This window comes from Pseudomonas lopnurensis, assembly GCF_015070855.1.
Taxonomy (GTDB): Bacteria; Pseudomonadota; Gammaproteobacteria; order Pseudomonadales; family Pseudomonadaceae; genus Stutzerimonas; species Stutzerimonas lopnurensis.
This window is the reverse complement of record NZ_JADDIX010000073.1, coordinates 1-15,444: the sequence shown is the minus strand read 5'-3', so window position 1 is coordinate 15,444 and position 15,444 is coordinate 1. Positions and strand designations below refer to the sequence as shown.

Annotated in this window: 11 protein-coding genes and 3 tRNA genes; 11 read left to right on the top strand and 3 right to left on the bottom strand. The window is 62.1% G+C overall.

Features of this window, described 5'->3' with window-relative positions; translation table 11 throughout:
• Positions 1–362: 362 nt before the first annotated feature.
• Together IN820_RS15060 and IN820_RS15055 are read right to left on the bottom strand one after the other, a co-directional pair.
• Positions 363–1,085 carry a UDP-2,3-diacylglucosamine diphosphatase gene (locus tag IN820_RS15060; protein ID WP_193681741.1) on the bottom strand — a complete coding sequence of 241 codons (723 nt, stop codon included), beginning with the start codon at positions 1,083–1,085 and terminating at the stop codon, positions 363–365.
• Positions 1,086–1,092: 7 nt separating this feature from the next.
• Positions 1,093–1,587 (bottom strand): peptidylprolyl isomerase, encoded by a 495-nt coding sequence (locus tag IN820_RS15055; protein ID WP_193681740.1) that lies wholly within the window; start codon positions 1,585–1,587, stop codon positions 1,093–1,095.
• A gap of 402 nt (positions 1,588–1,989) precedes the next feature.
• Here IN820_RS15055 and IN820_RS15050 point away from each other — a divergent pair, with 402 nt between their 5' ends.
• Entirely contained in the window at positions 1,990–3,657 is a 1,668-nt protein-coding gene (locus tag IN820_RS15050; RefSeq protein ID WP_193681739.1) for a glutamine--tRNA ligase/YqeY domain fusion protein, read from the top strand.
• Entirely contained in the window at positions 3,657–5,042 is a 1,386-nt protein-coding gene (gene cysS, locus IN820_RS15045) for a cysteine--tRNA ligase (RefSeq protein WP_193681738.1), read from the top strand. The genes IN820_RS15050 and cysS overlap by 1 nt, the downstream gene beginning before the upstream one ends.
• Positions 5,043–5,102: 60 nt before the next feature.
• Here the strand turns inward: cysS and folD are convergent, their stop codons facing one another.
• Positions 5,103–5,957: a bifunctional methylenetetrahydrofolate dehydrogenase/methenyltetrahydrofolate cyclohydrolase FolD gene (gene folD / locus IN820_RS15040; RefSeq protein WP_193681737.1), complete on the bottom strand. Its 855-nt coding sequence runs from the start codon at positions 5,955–5,957 to the stop codon at positions 5,103–5,105.
• A gap of 274 nt (positions 5,958–6,231) precedes the next feature.
• Between folD and IN820_RS15035 the strand changes: the two genes are divergently transcribed.
• The 9 genes from IN820_RS15035 (at position 6,232) to IN820_RS14995 (ending at position 15,268) form a co-directional block, all read left to right on the top strand.
• A tRNA-Arg gene (locus IN820_RS15035) sits at positions 6,232–6,308 on the top strand.
• Between the two features lie 38 nt (positions 6,309–6,346).
• Positions 6,347–6,422: transfer RNA gene (locus IN820_RS15030), tRNA-His, on the top strand.
• A 53-nt stretch (positions 6,423–6,475) separates the two neighbouring features.
• Positions 6,476–6,560, top strand: a tRNA-Leu gene (locus tag IN820_RS15025).
• A 295-nt stretch (positions 6,561–6,855) separates the two neighbouring features.
• A complete protein-coding gene (tig, locus tag IN820_RS15020) occupies positions 6,856–8,166 on the top strand; it encodes a trigger factor (protein ID WP_193681736.1) in 1,311 nt (436 codons plus the stop codon).
• Positions 8,167–8,255: 89 nt separating this feature from the next.
• The gene (gene clpP / locus IN820_RS15015; RefSeq protein WP_193681735.1) at positions 8,256–8,894 is read left to right on the top strand and encodes an ATP-dependent Clp endopeptidase proteolytic subunit ClpP; all 639 of its coding nucleotides are present in this window, start codon (positions 8,256–8,258) and stop codon (positions 8,892–8,894) included.
• 97 nt (positions 8,895–8,991) lie between these two features.
• Positions 8,992–10,272, top strand: coding sequence for an ATP-dependent Clp protease ATP-binding subunit ClpX (gene clpX, locus IN820_RS15010; RefSeq protein WP_193681734.1), 1,281 nt, complete (start codon positions 8,992–8,994; stop codon positions 10,270–10,272).
• Between the two features lie 133 nt (positions 10,273–10,405).
• On the top strand, positions 10,406–12,802 hold the full coding sequence (lon, locus tag IN820_RS15005; RefSeq protein ID WP_193681733.1) for an endopeptidase La: 2,397 nt from the start codon (positions 10,406–10,408) through the stop codon (positions 12,800–12,802).
• 133 nt (positions 12,803–12,935) lie between these two features.
• Positions 12,936–13,208 (top strand): nucleoid-associated protein HU-beta, encoded by a 273-nt coding sequence (gene hupB, locus IN820_RS15000; RefSeq protein WP_003282502.1) that lies wholly within the window; start codon positions 12,936–12,938, stop codon positions 13,206–13,208.
• A gap of 203 nt (positions 13,209–13,411) precedes the next feature.
• A complete protein-coding gene (locus IN820_RS14995) occupies positions 13,412–15,268 on the top strand; it encodes a SurA N-terminal domain-containing protein (protein ID WP_193681732.1) in 1,857 nt (618 codons plus the stop codon).
• The last annotated feature ends 176 nt before the right edge of the window (positions 15,269–15,444 follow it).

Here is a 15,444-nt window from a genome sequence, read left to right as displayed (position 1 = left end):
CTCGCCGGCAAGGACTCGGCGTCCCCCCGGGCTCCTGCGGGCGCGGTGGGCACGTGCGGCTTTCTCGGCGCTGCACCCTGTTTGCGGCGCGACAGCGCTGTATCGAAGACGCGCAGGCGCCTCCTACAACTTAATGCCCAGTGAGTTAACAAACCAACCAGGCATGACCCTAGTGGACTGTCTTGGAAATTCGTTTATTCATACGTTGCCTCGACTCGGGAAAAGCGCAAGAGCCTTTCGAGCGCAAAAGCTTGGGAACACCCAGTCCTTGCTGGCGATCCCGACCACCATCGCCGGATCGCCAGCAAGCTGGCTCCTACAACATAATGCTCAGTGAGTTAACAAACTAACCAAACAGGCCACTAGCTCAGATCGAACGGAGCCTGGTGAAAGCCGCTGGCATCCACCTGCAGCGCCCAGCCCTGGCTGTCCCAGTCGCCGAGCACGATGCGCCGGGCAGGCTTCCCATTGACTTGCAGCACGTGCACCGCCGGGCGATGGGTGTGGCCGTGGATCAGCGTCAGCGCCCCGTGTTCGGCCAGTGCGCGCGGAACTTCCTCGGCGGTGACATCGACGATGTCGCTGGCCTTCATGCGGGTTTGCGTGCGGCTTTCGTTGCGCAGCTTGCGCGCCAGTTTCCGGCGCGTGGATAGCGGCAGGTTGCGCAGGATGAACAGGCTGAGCGGATTGCGCAGCAGGCGGCGCAGGCGCATGTAGCCCTGGTCGCGGGTGCACAGGCTGTCGCCGTGCATCAGCAGGACGCGCTCGCCATCGAACTCGACCACGCTGGGGTCGGCCAGGAGCTCGCAGCCGGCCGCGCGACAGAAGCGCTCGCCGAGCATGAAGTCGCGATTGCCGTGCATCAGGTAGATGCGCGTGCCCCGATCGCTCAGGGTGCGCAACGCCTGGGCAATCGAGCGCTGGAAGGGCGTCATGGCGTCGTCGCCGATCCAGACCTCGAAGAAGTCGCCGAGGATGTACAGCGCCTCGGCCTGGCTGGCGCGCGTCTCGAGAAAATGCAGAAACGCCCGGGTGATGTCCGGGCGTTCCTCTTCGAGATGCAGATCCGAGATCAGCAGGATCACTCGTGCGTTACTCGACGATCTCGGCCTTCTCGATCACCACGTCGTCCACCGGAACGTCCTGATGGCCGGACTTCATGGTAGTGGCCACGCCCTTGATCTTCTCGACCACGTCCATGCCGTCGGTCACTTCGCCGAACACCGCGTAGCCCCAGCCCTGGACGGTGGGGGCGCTGTGGTCGAGGAAGTCATTGTCCTTGACGTTGATGAAGAACTGCGCGGAGGCCGAGTGTGGCTCCATGGTGCGGGCCATGGCCAGGGTGCCGGTCTTGTTCGACAGGCTGTTGTTGGCCTCGTTCTTGATCGGGGCGCGGGTGGCTTTCTGCTTCATGCCGGGCTCGAAACCGCCGCCCTGGATCATGAAGTTACTGATCACGCGATGGAAAATGGTGCCGTCGTAGTGGCCGCTCTTCACATATTCCTTGAAGTTGGCAGTGGTTTCCGGGGCCTTGTCTTCGAACAGCTGGACGGTGATGACGCCGTGATTGGTGTGCAGTTTGATCATCGGGAAGGGATTCCGTTTTCGTTGGGCAGGCCAAGTGCGGGACGGGCCGCTGCAAGGGTCGTCGATGTCGGGTGCCGCCAGCCGCCGATGGCATCCGCCCGTGGGCGCTTTGCTCTGTCAGGGGGTTGACGGGTCCGCTATGATAGGCGCTTTGATTTGGTCGGCCTACCCTGAGAGGGTATTTACAAACGACTGCGCTCGGTCATGCGGCGTTAAACTCAGCCTCAAATGCTCTTGTACGACTTGTACATTCCGCTTTTTCGGCTGATTGACTCGCTAGCGCTCGCCCTTCGGGTCAGCCTTCGGCTGTTACTCCCGTTGATCGTTGCGCCTTGTCTGACCATCGCTCGCTACTTTTGTAAACCTCTCTAAGCCGCACACTCGCTGATCGTTAAGGACACCATGAGCAAGCCCGAGACTTCCGCCGCTAGCAACTTTCTTCGTCCGATCGTCCAGGCCGACCTGGATTCCGGCAAGCACACCAAGATCGTCACCCGCTTCCCGCCGGAGCCCAACGGCTACCTGCACATCGGCCATGCCAAATCGATCTGCCTGAATTTCGGCCTGGCCAAGGAGTTCGGTGGCGAGTGCAACCTGCGCTTCGACGACACCAACCCGGCCAAGGAAGACCAGGAATACATCGACGCGATCAAGAGCGACGTGCAGTGGCTGGGCTTCGAGTGGGCGGGCGATGAGCGCTACGCTTCCGATTATTTCGATCAGTTGCACGACTGGGCGGTTCACCTGATCGGCACCGGCAAGGCCTACGTCTGCGACCTCACCCCCGAGCAGGCGCGCGAGTACCGTGGCAGCCTGACCGAGCCGGGCCGCAACAGCCCGTTCCGCGAGCGTAGCGTGGAGGAGAATCTCGACCTGTTCGCGCGGATGAAGGCCGGCGAGTTCCCGGATGGCGCCAGGGCGCTGCGGGCGAAGATCGACATGGCCTCGCCCAACATGAACCTGCGCGACCCGATTCTCTATCGCATCCGCCACGCCCATCATCACCAGACCGGTGACAAGTGGTGCATCTACCCGAGCTACGACTTCACCCACGGCCAGTCGGATGCCATCGAGGGCGTGACCCACTCGATCTGCACCCTGGAGTTCGAGGATCACCGCCCGCTCTACGAATGGTTCCTGGCCAACCTGCCGGTGCCGGCCCAGCCGCGCCAGTACGAATTCGCCCGGCTCAACCTGAACTACACCATCACCAGCAAGCGCAAGCTCAAGCAACTGGTGGACGAGAAGCACGTGAGCGGCTGGGACGACCCGCGCATGTCGACCCTGTCGGGCTTCCGCCGCCGCGGCTATACGCCGGCCTCGATCCGCAATTTCTGCGACATGATCGGCGTGAACCGCGCTGGCGGCGTGGTGGATATCGGCATGCTGGAATTCGCCATCCGCGAAGACCTCGACGCCAACGCGGCGCGGGCCATGTGCGTGCTCAAGCCGCTGAAGGTCGTCATCACCAACTACCCCGAAGGCCAGGTCGAGACGCTCGAACTGCCGCGTCACCCCAAGCAGGACATGGGCGTGCGCGTGCTGCCGTTCGGTCGCGAGATCTACATCGATGCCGGCGACTTCGAGGAGGTTCCGCCGGCCGGGTTCAAGCGACTGGTTCCCGGTGGCGAAGTACGCCTGCGCGGCAGCTACGTGATCCGTGCCGACGAGGCGGTGAAAGACGAGCAGGGCAATATCGTCGAACTGCGCTGCTCCTATGATGAGAACACCCTGGGCAAGAACCCCGAGGGCCGCAAGGTCAAGGGCGTGATCCACTGGGTGCCGGCCGCCGAGAGCGTCGAGTGCGAGGTACGCCTGTACGATCGCCTGTTCCGCTCCGCCAACCCGGAGAAGGACGAGGAGGGCGGCAGCTTCCTGGACAACATCAATCCCGCATCGCTGGTGGTGCTGCGCGGTTGCCGCGTGGAGCCGTCGCTGGCCAATGTCGCCCCGGAAGAACGCTTCCAGTTCGAGCGCGAAGGCTACTTCTGCGCCGACATCGAGGACAGCAAGCCCGGCGCTCCGGTCTTCAACCGCACCGTCACGCTGCGTGACTCCTGGGGCCAATGATGGCGTTGACGATCTACAACACCCTGACGAAGACCAAGCAAGACTTCCACCCGCTGGACGGCAACAAGGTGCGCATGTACGTCTGCGGCATGACCGTCTACGACTTCTGCCACATCGGCCATGCGCGGGTGATGGTGGCGTTCGACGTGGTCACCCGCTGGCTGCGCCATCGTGGCTACGACGTCACCTACGTGCGCAACATTACCGATATCGATGACAAGATCATCCGCCGCGCCCATGAGAACGGCGAGCCGTTCCAGGCGCTGGTCGAGCGCATGATCGCCGCCATGCACGAGGACGAGACGCGTCTCAACGTGTTGCGTCCGGATATCGAGCCTCGTGCTACGGATCATATCGCCGGCATGCATGCGATGATCCAGACGCTGATCGACAAGGGCTTCGCCTATGCGCCGGGCAACGGCGACGTCTACTACCGCGTCGGCAAGTTCGCCGGCTACGGCAAGCTGTCGCGGCGCAGGATCGAGGACCTGAAGATCGGTGCGCGCATCGAAGTCGACGAAGCCAAGGAAGACCCGCTGGATTTCGTGCTGTGGAAGGGCGCCAAGCCCGGCGAGCCGAGCTGGGAGTCGCCTTGGGGCGCCGGCCGTCCGGGTTGGCATATCGAGTGCTCGGTGATGTCCACCTGCTGCCTGGGCGAGACCTTCGATATTCATGGTGGCGGCCCGGACCTGGTGTTCCCGCACCACGAGAACGAGATCGCGCAAAGCGAAGCGGCCACCGGCAAGCAGTACGCCAATGCCTGGATGCACGCCGGTGCGGTGCGCGTCGACGGCGAGAAGATGTCCAAGAGCCTCGGCAACTTCTTCACCATTCGCGAGGTGCTGGAGAAATATCAACCCGAGGTGGTGCGTTACCTGCTGGTGGCCAGCCACTACCGCAGCCCGATCAACTATTCCGAAGACAGCCTGCGCGAGGCCAAGGGGGCGCTGGAACGTTTCTACAACGGGCTCAAGGGGCTGCCGGTGGTCGAGCCTGCCGGTGGCGATGACTTCGTCGCACGCTTTGGCGCGGCGATGGACGACGACTTCAATTCCCCGGAAGCCTGCGCGGTGCTGTTCGAAATGGTTCGTGAGGTCAACCGGCTGCGTGAATCCGATCTGGCCGCCGCGGCCGCGCTGGCTGCGCAGTTGAAGGCGCTGGCGGGTGTGCTGGGCGTGCTGCAGCTCGAACCGGAGGCTTTCCTGCAGGCCGGTGCGGCGGGGAAGGTCGATGCCGCCGAGGTCGAGCGTCTGATCGCTGCGCGTCTGCAGGCGCGCGCCGAGAAGAACTGGGCGGAATCCGATCGTATCCGCGACCAGCTCACCGCGGTGGGAGTGGTGCTGGAAGACGGCAAGGGCGGCACGACCTGGCGCCTGGCCGAATAATCCGGCTGTGAACAGGAACGGCACCGAAAGTTGCCGTTCCTGTTTGGAGCTGCCGTAGGCTTAACCGTGCAGGTGCTCGGCCGCATGCAGGGTGTTTTCCAGCAGGCAGGCGCGGGTCATCGGGCCGACGCCGCCCGGCACCGGCGTGATCCACGCGGCGCGCTCGCAGGCCGGGCCGAATTCCACGTCGCCCAGCAGGCGGCCGTCGGCCTGGCGGTTGATGCCGACGTCGATGACGATGGCGCCAGGCTTGATCCATTCGCCCTTGACCAGGCCGGTGATGCCGGTGGCCACCACGACCAGATCGGCCCGCTTGACGTGCTCGGCGAGGTTATGGGTGAAGCGATGGGTCACGGTGGTGGTGCAGCCGGCCAGCAGCAGCTCCAGCGCCATGGGGCGGCCGACGATGTTCGAAGCGCCCACCACCACCGCATCCAGGCCATGCAGGTCGATTCCGGTGCTTTCCAGCAGGGTCATGATGCCTTTCGGCGTGCAGGGGCGCAGCAGGGGCATGCGCTGCGCCAGCCGGCCGACGTTATAAGGGTGGAAACCATCCACGTCCTTGTCGGGGCGGATGCGCTCCAGCAGTTGCGAGGCGTCGAGCTGCCTGGGCAGTGGCAGTTGAACGAGAATCCCGTCGATGGTCGGATCGTCGTTGAGTCGATCGATCAGTGCCAGCAGGTCTTCCTGGCGAGTATCGGCCGGAAGGTCGTGGGCGACGGAGTTGAAGCCCACTTCCTCGCAGTCCTTGCGCTTGTGCGCTACGTATACCTGGGAGGCTGGGTCGCTACCCACCAGAATCACCGCCAGCCCCGGCGCGCGGAGCCCCAGGGCACGGCGCTCGGCAACACGACTGGAGATCTGTTGGCGAATGTTGGCAGCGATCGTTTTACCGTCGATCAGTTGTGCGGTCATGACGCTTGGTTAACCATCGGAAAGGATTTGGAAAGGACGCACATTCTCGCACGCCGCGACGACACGGCAAAGGCGAAGCGCCGGGCAACAACCGTAACCCCTTTATCTAACTGAAATTTTTTTGATCCTGGTGTTGACGAGTGTGCAGAGCCTCTATAACATTCGCCCCGCTTGTCGAGCACAGCCTGCTGCTGGGTAAGATGGCTTTCGGAGAGGGGTGACTTCTTCACGGCCGGAGCTTCAAGTCTGCGCTCCGCACAGAATGCAGATAAGAGCGCCCGTAGCTCAGCTGGATAGAGCATCCGCCTTCTAAGCGGATGGTCGCAGGTTCGAGTCCTGCCGGGTGCGCCATTTCGGGCTCTGGCACAAGCAAGATGCAATGCAATATGGTGGGCGTAGCTCAGTTGGTAGAGCACAGGATTGTGGCTCCTGGTGTCGAGGGTTCGATCCCCTTCGTCCACCCCATATTCCAGAAAACGCCAGGCGCTGCCTGGCGTTTTCGTTTGAAGCCCCGCTTGGCGGACGTGGTGAAATTGGTAGACACACCAGATTTAGGTTCTGGCGCCGCAAGGTGTGAGAGTTCGAGTCTCTCCGTCCGCACCATGTAACAAGCTGAAAGCCCCGGATTCCGGGGCTTTCGCGTTTCTGGGGTGCGGAGAAGGCTGGCGAGCGGTTCCGGTGCGTCCGGCGCTCGGCTCGCAGGAGCGCGGCCGCGCAGCGGGGCTTTCGCCGGGCAGGCGGATCGCCCGGACATAGCGCGCGGACCCCGCCCAAGCTGGTGGCGGTCTCCTCTTTTCTTCTCGGTCGGCGGGGTGACTTCTGCCAATCGAGCTACTAGAATGCTTGCCCATTCTGGGGCCGGAACGCCCGGCTTATGTCTGTGCAACGAGGAAAATCCATGCAAGTTTCTGTTGAAAGCACCTCCGCTCTTGAGCGCCGCATGACCATTGGCGTGCCGGTCGAGCGCATCGAGACCGAAGTCAACAAGCGTCTGCAACAGACCGCCAGCCGTGCCAAGATTCCTGGTTTCCGCCCCGGCAAAGTGCCGATGAGCGTGATCCGCCAGCGTTACGAAGAGGCTGCCCGTCAGGAAGCGCTGGGCGACCTGATTCAGGCGACCTTCTATGAAGCCATCGTCGCCGAGAAGCTGAACCCGGCCGGTGCTCCGTCCGTCGAGCCGAAAGTGTTCGAAAAAGGCAAGGATCTCGAGTACGTCGCGACCTTCGAAGTATTCCCCGAATTCGAAGTCGCCGGGTTCGAAGCCATCGAGATCGAGCGTCTGCAGGCTGAAGTGGCCGATGCCGACGTCGACAACATGCTGGAAATCCTGCGCAAGCAGAACACCCGCTTCGAGACCGTCGAGCGCGCCGCCGAGAACGGCGACCAGGTGAACATCGACTTCGTCGGCAAGATCGACGGCGAGGCCTTCGCCGGTGGTTCGGCCAAGGGCACTCAGCTGGTGCTGGGTTCCGGTCGCATGATCCCCGGTTTCGAAGAGGCCCTGGTCGGTGCCAAGGCCGGCGACGAGCGCGTGATCAACCCGACCTTCCCCGAGGATTATCAGAACCTCGATCTGGCCGGCAAGACCGCCGAGTTCACCGTGACCGTCAACAGCGTCGCGGCTGCGCAGCTGCCGGAACTGAATGACGAGTTCTTCACCCAGTTCGGCGTTCAGGAAGGCGGCATCGAAGGCTTCCGCGCCGAAGTGAAGAAGAACATGGAGCGCGAGCTGCGCCAGGCCATCAAGACCAAGGTGAAGAACCAGGTGATGGAAGGGCTGGTCGCCGGCAACCCGATCGAAGTGCCCAAGGCGCTGATCGACAATGAGGTCAACCGTCTGCGCGCTCAGGCCGTCCAGCAGTTCGGTGGCAACATCAAGCCCGATCAACTGCCGGCCGAGCTCTTCGAAGAACAGGCCAGGCGCCGCGTAGTGCTCGGGCTGATCGTCGCCGAGGTGGTCAAGCAGAAGGAGCTCAAGCCCGACGAGGCGCGCGTTCGCGAGCTGATCGAGGAAATGGCTTCGGCCTACCAGGAGCCGGAACAGGTCGTCGCCTGGTACTACAAGAATGACGAGCAGCTGAACGAGGTCCGTTCTGTTGTGCTCGAAGAACAAGTTGTGGATACTGTCCTGCAGCAGGCTAAAGTGACCGACACGTCGGTCTCCTACGAGGAAGCTGTCAAGCCTGCGGAAGCCCCGCAAGCAGCCTGATTTCTTCAAACGTTCGAGTGCACAAACATAAGCCAGCCTCGCGCTGGCTTATGTCTTTTGAGGCATGACATAGGGAGTATCGTTGGAACATGTCCCGCAATTCTTTTATGCAAGCTCCGGACATTCAGGCCGCTGGCGGCCTGGTCCCGATGGTGATCGAGCAGTCCGCACGCGGTGAGCGCGCCTATGACATCTACTCCCGTCTCCTGAAGGAGCGGGTGATCTTCATGGTCGGCCAGGTCGAAGACTACATGGCCAACCTGATCGTGGCGCAGATGCTGTTCCTCGAGGCGGAAAACCCCGAGAAGGACATTCACCTCTATATCAACTCCCCGGGTGGTTCGGTGACTGCCGGCATGTCGATCTACGACACCATGCAGTTCATCAAGCCGGACGTGTCGACCATCTGCATCGGCCAGGCCTGTTCCATGGGCGCCTTGCTGCTGGCCGGTGGTGCAGCCGGCAAGCGTTACTGCCTGCCGCATTCGCGCATGATGATCCACCAGCCGCTGGGCGGCTTCCAGGGTCAGGCTTCGGATATCGAAATCCATGCGCGTGAGATCCTCACCATCCGCGAGCGTCTGAACAAGGTGCTGGCTCATCACACCGGGCAACCGATGGATGTGATCGCCCGCGACACCGACCGCGACAACTTCATGAGTGGCGATGAGGCCGTCAAGTACGGGCTGATCGACCAGGTTCTGACTCAGCGCCAACTGACGGTCTGATCTCCGCAGCCTGCGATATCCGGCTGCCGCGTGGGCTTGAAAAAGCCCACGATTGCCTTCATCTTGTGTTTCAAGCCTTCCCGATTGGATCGATCGAATGACTGACACCCGCAACGGCGAGGACTCCGGCAAACTGCTCTATTGCTCTTTTTGCGGCAAAAGCCAGCATGAAGTACGCAAGTTGATCGCCGGGCCCTCCGTTTTCATCTGCGACGAGTGCGTCGACCTGTGCAATGACATCATCCGCGAGGAGGTGCAGGAAGCGCAGGCCGAGAGCAACGCGCACAAACTGCCTGCGCCCAAGGAGATCAGCGGCATTCTCGACCAGTACGTCATTGGTCAGGAGCGCGCGAAGAAGATCCTGGCGGTGGCTGTTTACAACCATTACAAGCGTCTGAACCAGCGCGACAAGAAAGAAGAAGTCGAGCTGGGCAAGAGCAACATTCTGCTGATCGGTCCCACCGGTTCGGGCAAGACCCTGCTGGCCGAAACGCTGGCCCGCCTGCTCAATGTTCCGTTCACCATTGCCGATGCGACCACGCTCACCGAGGCGGGCTACGTGGGTGAGGATGTCGAGAACATCATCCAGAAGCTGCTGCAGAAGTGCGACTACGACGTGGAAAAGGCCCAGATGGGCATTGTCTACATCGATGAGATCGACAAGATCTCGCGCAAGTCCGACAACCCGTCGATCACCCGCGACGTTTCCGGTGAGGGCGTGCAGCAGGCGCTGCTCAAGCTGATCGAAGGTACCGTGGCCTCCGTTCCGCCACAGGGCGGACGCAAGCATCCGCAGCAGGAGTTCCTGCAGGTCGATACGCGCAATATCCTGTTCATCTGTGGCGGCGCATTCGCTGGTCTGGAGAAGGTGATCCAGGGGCGCTCGACCCAGGGTGGCATCGGCTTCAATGCCGAGGTGCGCAGCAAGGATCCGGGCAAGAAGATCGGCGAGGCGCTGCGTTCCGTCGAGCCGGACGATCTGGTCAAGTTCGGCCTGATCCCGGAATTCGTCGGCCGTCTGCCGGTGATCGCCACGCTCGACGAGCTCGACGAGGCCGCGCTGATCCAGATCCTCACCGAGCCGAAGAACGCGCTGACCAAGCAGTACGCCAAGCTGTTCGAGCTGGAGGGCGTGGACCTGGAGTTCCGCCCGGACGCGCTCAAGGCAGTCGCCAGTCGCGCACTGGAGCGCAAGACCGGCGCTCGTGGCCTGCGCTCGATTCTCGAAGGCGTTCTGCTGGATACCATGTATGACATTCCTTCGCAGAAGGACGTCAGCAAGGTGGTCATCGATGAAAGCGTGATCGATGGCTCTTCCCAGCCCCTGCTGATCTACGAGAACAGCGAACCGCCCGCCAAGGCTGCGCCTGAGGCGTGATAGAAACGAAGGGGCCTGCGGGCCCCTTTGCATTTGTTTCGCCTCCTTGTTTTTTACAGGGCATGCCCTCATCTTTGCAGCAAGGGTGTCCCCCGTCCGTTTACCGCCGTATGGCCGTCGTAGAGCTGAATTTATGAAGACAACCATCGAATTGCCCCTTTTGCCGCTGCGCGATGTGGTGGTCTATCCACACATGGTGATACCGCTTTTCGTTGGCCGTGAAAAATCCATCGAAGCGCTCGAGTCCGCCATGTCCGGCGATAAGCAGATCCTCCTGCTGGCCCAGAAGAACCCGGCCGATGATGACCCCGCCGAGGACGCGCTGTACCGTGTCGGTACCGTGGCCTCCGTGCTGCAACTGCTCAAGCTGCCCGACGGCACGGTCAAGGTGCTGGTCGAGGGCGAGCAGCGCGGCGTTATCGAACGTTTCGTCGAGGCGGATGATCACTACCGCGCGGAAGTGGCGCTGATCGAGGAGTCCGAGGTCGAGACGCGCGAGTCCGAAGTCTTCACCCGCAGCCTGCTCAGCCAGTTCGAGCAGTATGTGCAACTGGGCAAGAAGGTCCCGGCCGAGGTGCTGTCGTCCCTGAGCAGCATCGACGAGCCTGCGCGCCTGGTGGATACCATGGCGGCGCACATGGCCCTGAAGATCGAGCAGAAGCAGGAAATCCTCGAGATAACCGAGCTGCCTGCCCGCGTCGAGCACGTCCTGGCCTTGCTGGATGCCGAAATCGACCTGTTGCAGGTCGAGAAGCGGATCCGCGGGCGCGTGAAGAAGCAGATGGAGCGCAGCCAGCGCGAGTACTACCTGAATGAGCAGATGAAGGCCATTCAGAAAGAGCTGGGCGACATCGACGAAGGTCACAACGAGATCGATGACCTCAAGAAGCGCATCGAGAATGCCGGTCTGAGCAAGGATGCCTATACCAAGGCCCAGGCCGAGCTCAACAAGCTCAAGCAGATGTCGCCGATGTCGGCCGAGGCGACGGTGGTCCGTACCTATATCGACTGGCTGGTGAACGTGCCGTGGAAGGCCGCGAGCAAGGTGCGCCTGGACCTGGCCAAGGCCGAGGAAGTGCTCGACGCCGATCACTATGGCCTGGAGGAGGTCAAGGACCGCATCCTTGAATATCTCGCGGTACAGAAACGGGTCAAGAAGCTCAAGGGGCCGGTGCTCTGCCTGGTCGGCCCGCCCGGTGTCGGCAAGACCTCGCTGGCCGAATCCATCGCCCGTTCGACCAATCGCAAGTTCGTGCGCATGGCCTTGGGTGGCGTGCGCGACGAGGCCGAGATTCGCGGCCATCGGCGTACCTACATCGGTTCCATGCCGGGGCGCCTGATCCAGAAGATGACCAAGGTCGGCGTGCGCAATCCGCTGTTCCTGCTCGACGAGATCGACAAGATGGGCAGCGACATGCGCGGCGATCCCGCTTCGGCGCTGCTCGAGGTGCTCGATCCGGAACAGAATCACAATTTCAACGATCATTATCTCGAGGTCGACTATGACCTCTCGGACGTGATGTTCCTCTGTACCGCCAACTCGATGAACATTCCGGCGCCGCTGCTGGACCGGATGGAAGTCATCCGCCTGCCAGGCTACACCGAGGACGAGAAGATCAATATCGCCACCCGCTACCTGGCGCCCAAGCAGATCCAGGCCAACGGCCTGAAAAAGGGTGAGGTGGAGTTCGAGGCGTCGGCGCTGCGCGACATCATCCGTTACTACACGCGCGAGGCCGGCGTGCGCAGCCTGGAGCGCCAGCTTGCCAAGGTCTGCCGCAAGGTGGTCAAGGAGCATGCGGCGCAGAAGCATTTCCAGGTGAAGGTGGACGCCGACTCGCTCGAGCATTTCCTCGGTGTGCGCAAGTTCCGCTATGGCCTCGCCGAACTCCAGGACCAGGTGGGGCAGGTGACCGGGCTGGCCTGGACCCAGGTCGGTGGTGAATTGCTCACCATCGAGGCCGCCGTGGTGCCCGGCAAGGGCCGGCTGACCAAGACCGGCTCGCTCGGCGAGGTCATGGGCGAATCGATCACCGCGGCGCTGACCGTGGTGCGTAGCCGTGCGACGAGCCTGGGGATCGCCGTGGATTTCCATGAGAAGCAGGACATCCACATCCACGTGCCCGAAGGCGCCACGCCGAAGGATGGACCGAGCGCGGGCATCGGCATGTGTACCGCACTGGTATCCGCGCTGACCCAGATTCCGGTGCGCGCCGATGTCGCAATGACAGGCGAAATCACCCTGCGCGGCCAGGTACTCGCCATTGGCGGATTAAAGGAAAAATTACTTGCCGCCCATCGTGGTGGTATCAAGACGGTGATCATTCCGGAAGAAAATCAGCGTGATCTGAAAGAGATTCCTGAAAATATTAAGCAGGACCTGCAGATTAAACCGGTGAAGTGGATTGACGAGGTCCTGCAAATTGCGCTGCAATACGCGCCGGAGCCCTTGCCTGATGCGGCTCCTGAGATTGTTGCAAAGGACGACAAGCGCGAGCCTGATTCCAAGGAGCGAATCAGCACGCATTAGTCTGGAAGGCTCCGTTGACACATTTTCGGCGCCCTTGTTTAATCGGCCCCTTGTGTCAGAGCCATTCCAGCACCGCTTTGCTTACACCCGAAAATTAAAGATACGAACTCAACAGAAATTAAGGGGACTTAGAGTGAACAAGTCGGAACTGATCGATGCCATCGCTGCATCTGCTGATATCCCAAAAGCTGTTGCTGGCCGCGCGCTGGATGCAGTGATCGAATCCGTCACCGGCGCCCTGAAGGCTGGTGATTCCGTGGTACTGGTTGGTTTCGGTACTTTCGCCGTCAAGGAGCGCGCTGCGCGCACTGGCCGCAACCCGCAGACTGGCAAGCCGATCAACATCGCTGCCGCCAAGATCCCGGGCTTCAAAGCTGGCAAGGCCCTGAAAGACGCGGTCAACTAAGCGTCTTTCTACCCGGCCAGTCAGCTAGCGCTGCTCTGGCGGGGCGGTTGTTCGAACGGGCCCAGCCTGTTCAGTCCGGCTTGGGGGAATAAGCCCAACCGCTCCAAAAGCTCCGAGAAGGCGCATCCCTGGATGCGCCTTTCTTTTATCCGGTTTCCACCCGCGTTGCGCATCCCGTCGCGCCGCAGACTCCTGGGGGTCGCATGCTTCAGAACATCAGGGACAATTCACAAGGCTGGATTGCCAAAACCATCATCGGCGTCATTGTGATGCTGCTGGCGCTGACCGGCTTCGATGCGATTTTCAACGCCGCCAGCAACAGCCAGAACGCCGCAGAGGTCAACGGTGAGGAAATCTCCCGCTATGACCTCGATCAGGCCATGAACATGCAGCGCCGTCAGTTGGCCCAACAACTGGGCAGGGACTTCGATCCGTCCTTGCTGGACGAAAAACTGCTGCGCGATTCGGCGCTGGGCTCGCTGATCGAACGCATGCTCCTGCTGCAGGGTGCCAAGGAATCCGGGTTCGCCTTTTCCCGCGAAGCGCTGGACCAGCTGATCCTGCAGACTCCCGAATTCCAGGTCGACGGGGTATTCAATGCCGCGCGTTTCGACCAGGTCATTCAGCAGATGGGTTATTCCCGCCTGCAGTTCCGCCAGTTGCTCGAGCAGGAAATGCTGATCGGCCAGCTGCGCGCCGGCATTTCCGGCACCGGCTTCGTGACCGACCAGCAGGTCGAGAGTTTTGCCCGCCTGGAAATGCAGACGCGCGATTTCGCCACGCTGACCGTGCCGGCTCGACAGGAGGCGGTGGAGATCGGCGACGAGCAGATTGGCGAATACTACGAGGCGAACGCCGAGCGTTTTCGTACTCCCGAGCAGGTCGTCGTCGAATACGTCGAGCTGAAGAAAGAGGCCTTCTTCGACCAGGTCGAGGCGTCGGATGAGGAGCTGCAGGCGCTCTATCAGAAGCAGATCGCCAACCTCGCCGAGCAGCGTCGGGCCGCCCACATTCTCATCGAGACCGGTGGCGAGTTGAGTGATGCCGAGGCCAAGGCCAAGATCGAGGAAGTCGCGGCAGAGGTCCAGGCTGGCGAGGACTTCGCCGCGCTTGCCAAGCAGTATTCCCAGGACCCGGGCTCTGCCAACGAAGGTGGCGATCTGGGCTTCGCGGGCCCCGGCGTCTACGATCCGGAGTTCGAAGAGGCGCTTTATGCGCTGCGCGAAGGCGAGGTCTCCGCGCCGGTACGCTCGGAGTTCGGCTGGCACCTGATCAAGCTGTTGGGCGTGCAGTCGCCTGAAGTGCCCTCGTTCGAGAGCATGAAGCCGGAGCTGGAGCGCGAACTCAAGGCGCAGCAGGTCGAGCAGCGTTTCGTCGAAGCCAGCAAGCAGTTGGAGGATTCCGCATTCGAGGCCGCCGACCTGGTTCAGCCGGCCCAGGAGCTCGGACTCAGTGTGCAGACCACAGACGCCTTCGGCCGCGAGGGTGGCGAAGGCATTACCGCCAACCGCCAGGTCATCCAGGCCGCGTTCAGTGAAGAACTGCTGGTGGACGGGGCCAACAGTGGTGTCATCGAACTGGATCCCGATACGTCCATCGCGCTGCGCGTGAAGGAGCACCTGAAGCCTGCGCCAATACCGCTGGCCGACGTGCGCGACAGCATCGTCCAGCAGCTACAGCGCAGCCAGGCGGCCGAGAAGGCCCGTAGCGAAGGCGAAGGCCTGCTGGCGCAACTGCGTGAGGGGCAGCAGCCCGAGGGGCAATGGCAGGCAGTCGAGGCGGCTACCCGCAGCCAGGACGGTGTCGCCCCGGCACTGCTCCAGACGGTGTTCCGCATGCCCCGTCCCGAACAGCAGGACAAGCCGAGCTATGCCGGTGTGTCCCTGGGCAATGGCGACTATGTCGTGGTCCGCCTGAACGGCGTCAACGAGCCCAAGGAAGCCCTGTCGGCGGAAGAGAAGCAGAACTACCGCCGCTTCCTGGCTTCGCGCGCAGGGCAGCAGGACTTCGCCGCGTACCGCCAGAAGCTGCACGCCGAGGCCAAGATCGAGCGATTCTGAGACGCCAGGGCGAGGGGGCGCGCCTCGCCACTCAGCGTAATGGCCAAAAACCCGCATGCGAATGCGGGTTTTTTGTCGCGTTGGAGCGCTAATGTCCTGCCTGGTTTTTGTTAACTCAACGGGCATTATGTTGTAGGAGGCGCCTGCGCGTCTTCGTCGCGGCGCTGTCGCGCAGC

Bases quoted from the DNA above. Each gene is read 5' to 3' on its own strand.
- tig (WP_193681736.1), top strand. From the start codon at position 6,856: ATGCAAGTTTCTGTTGAAAGCACCTCCGCTCTTGAGCGCCGCATGACC.
- IN820_RS15055 (WP_193681740.1), bottom strand. From the start codon at position 1,587: ATGATCAAACTGCACACCAATCACGGCGTCATCACCGTCCAGCTGTTC.
- lon (WP_193681733.1), top strand. From the start codon at position 10,406: ATGAAGACAACCATCGAATTGCCCCTTTTGCCGCTGCGCGATGTGGTG.
- IN820_RS15050 (WP_193681739.1), top strand. From the start codon at position 1,990: ATGAGCAAGCCCGAGACTTCCGCCGCTAGCAACTTTCTTCGTCCGATC.
- folD (WP_193681737.1), bottom strand. From the start codon at position 5,957: ATGACCGCACAACTGATCGACGGTAAAACGATCGCTGCCAACATTCGC.
- IN820_RS14995 (WP_193681732.1), top strand. From the start codon at position 13,412: ATGCTTCAGAACATCAGGGACAATTCACAAGGCTGGATTGCCAAAACC.
- cysS (WP_193681738.1), top strand. From the start codon at position 3,657: ATGGCGTTGACGATCTACAACACCCTGACGAAGACCAAGCAAGACTTC.
- clpX (WP_193681734.1), top strand. From the start codon at position 8,992: ATGACTGACACCCGCAACGGCGAGGACTCCGGCAAACTGCTCTATTGC.
- clpP (WP_193681735.1), top strand. From the start codon at position 8,256: ATGTCCCGCAATTCTTTTATGCAAGCTCCGGACATTCAGGCCGCTGGC.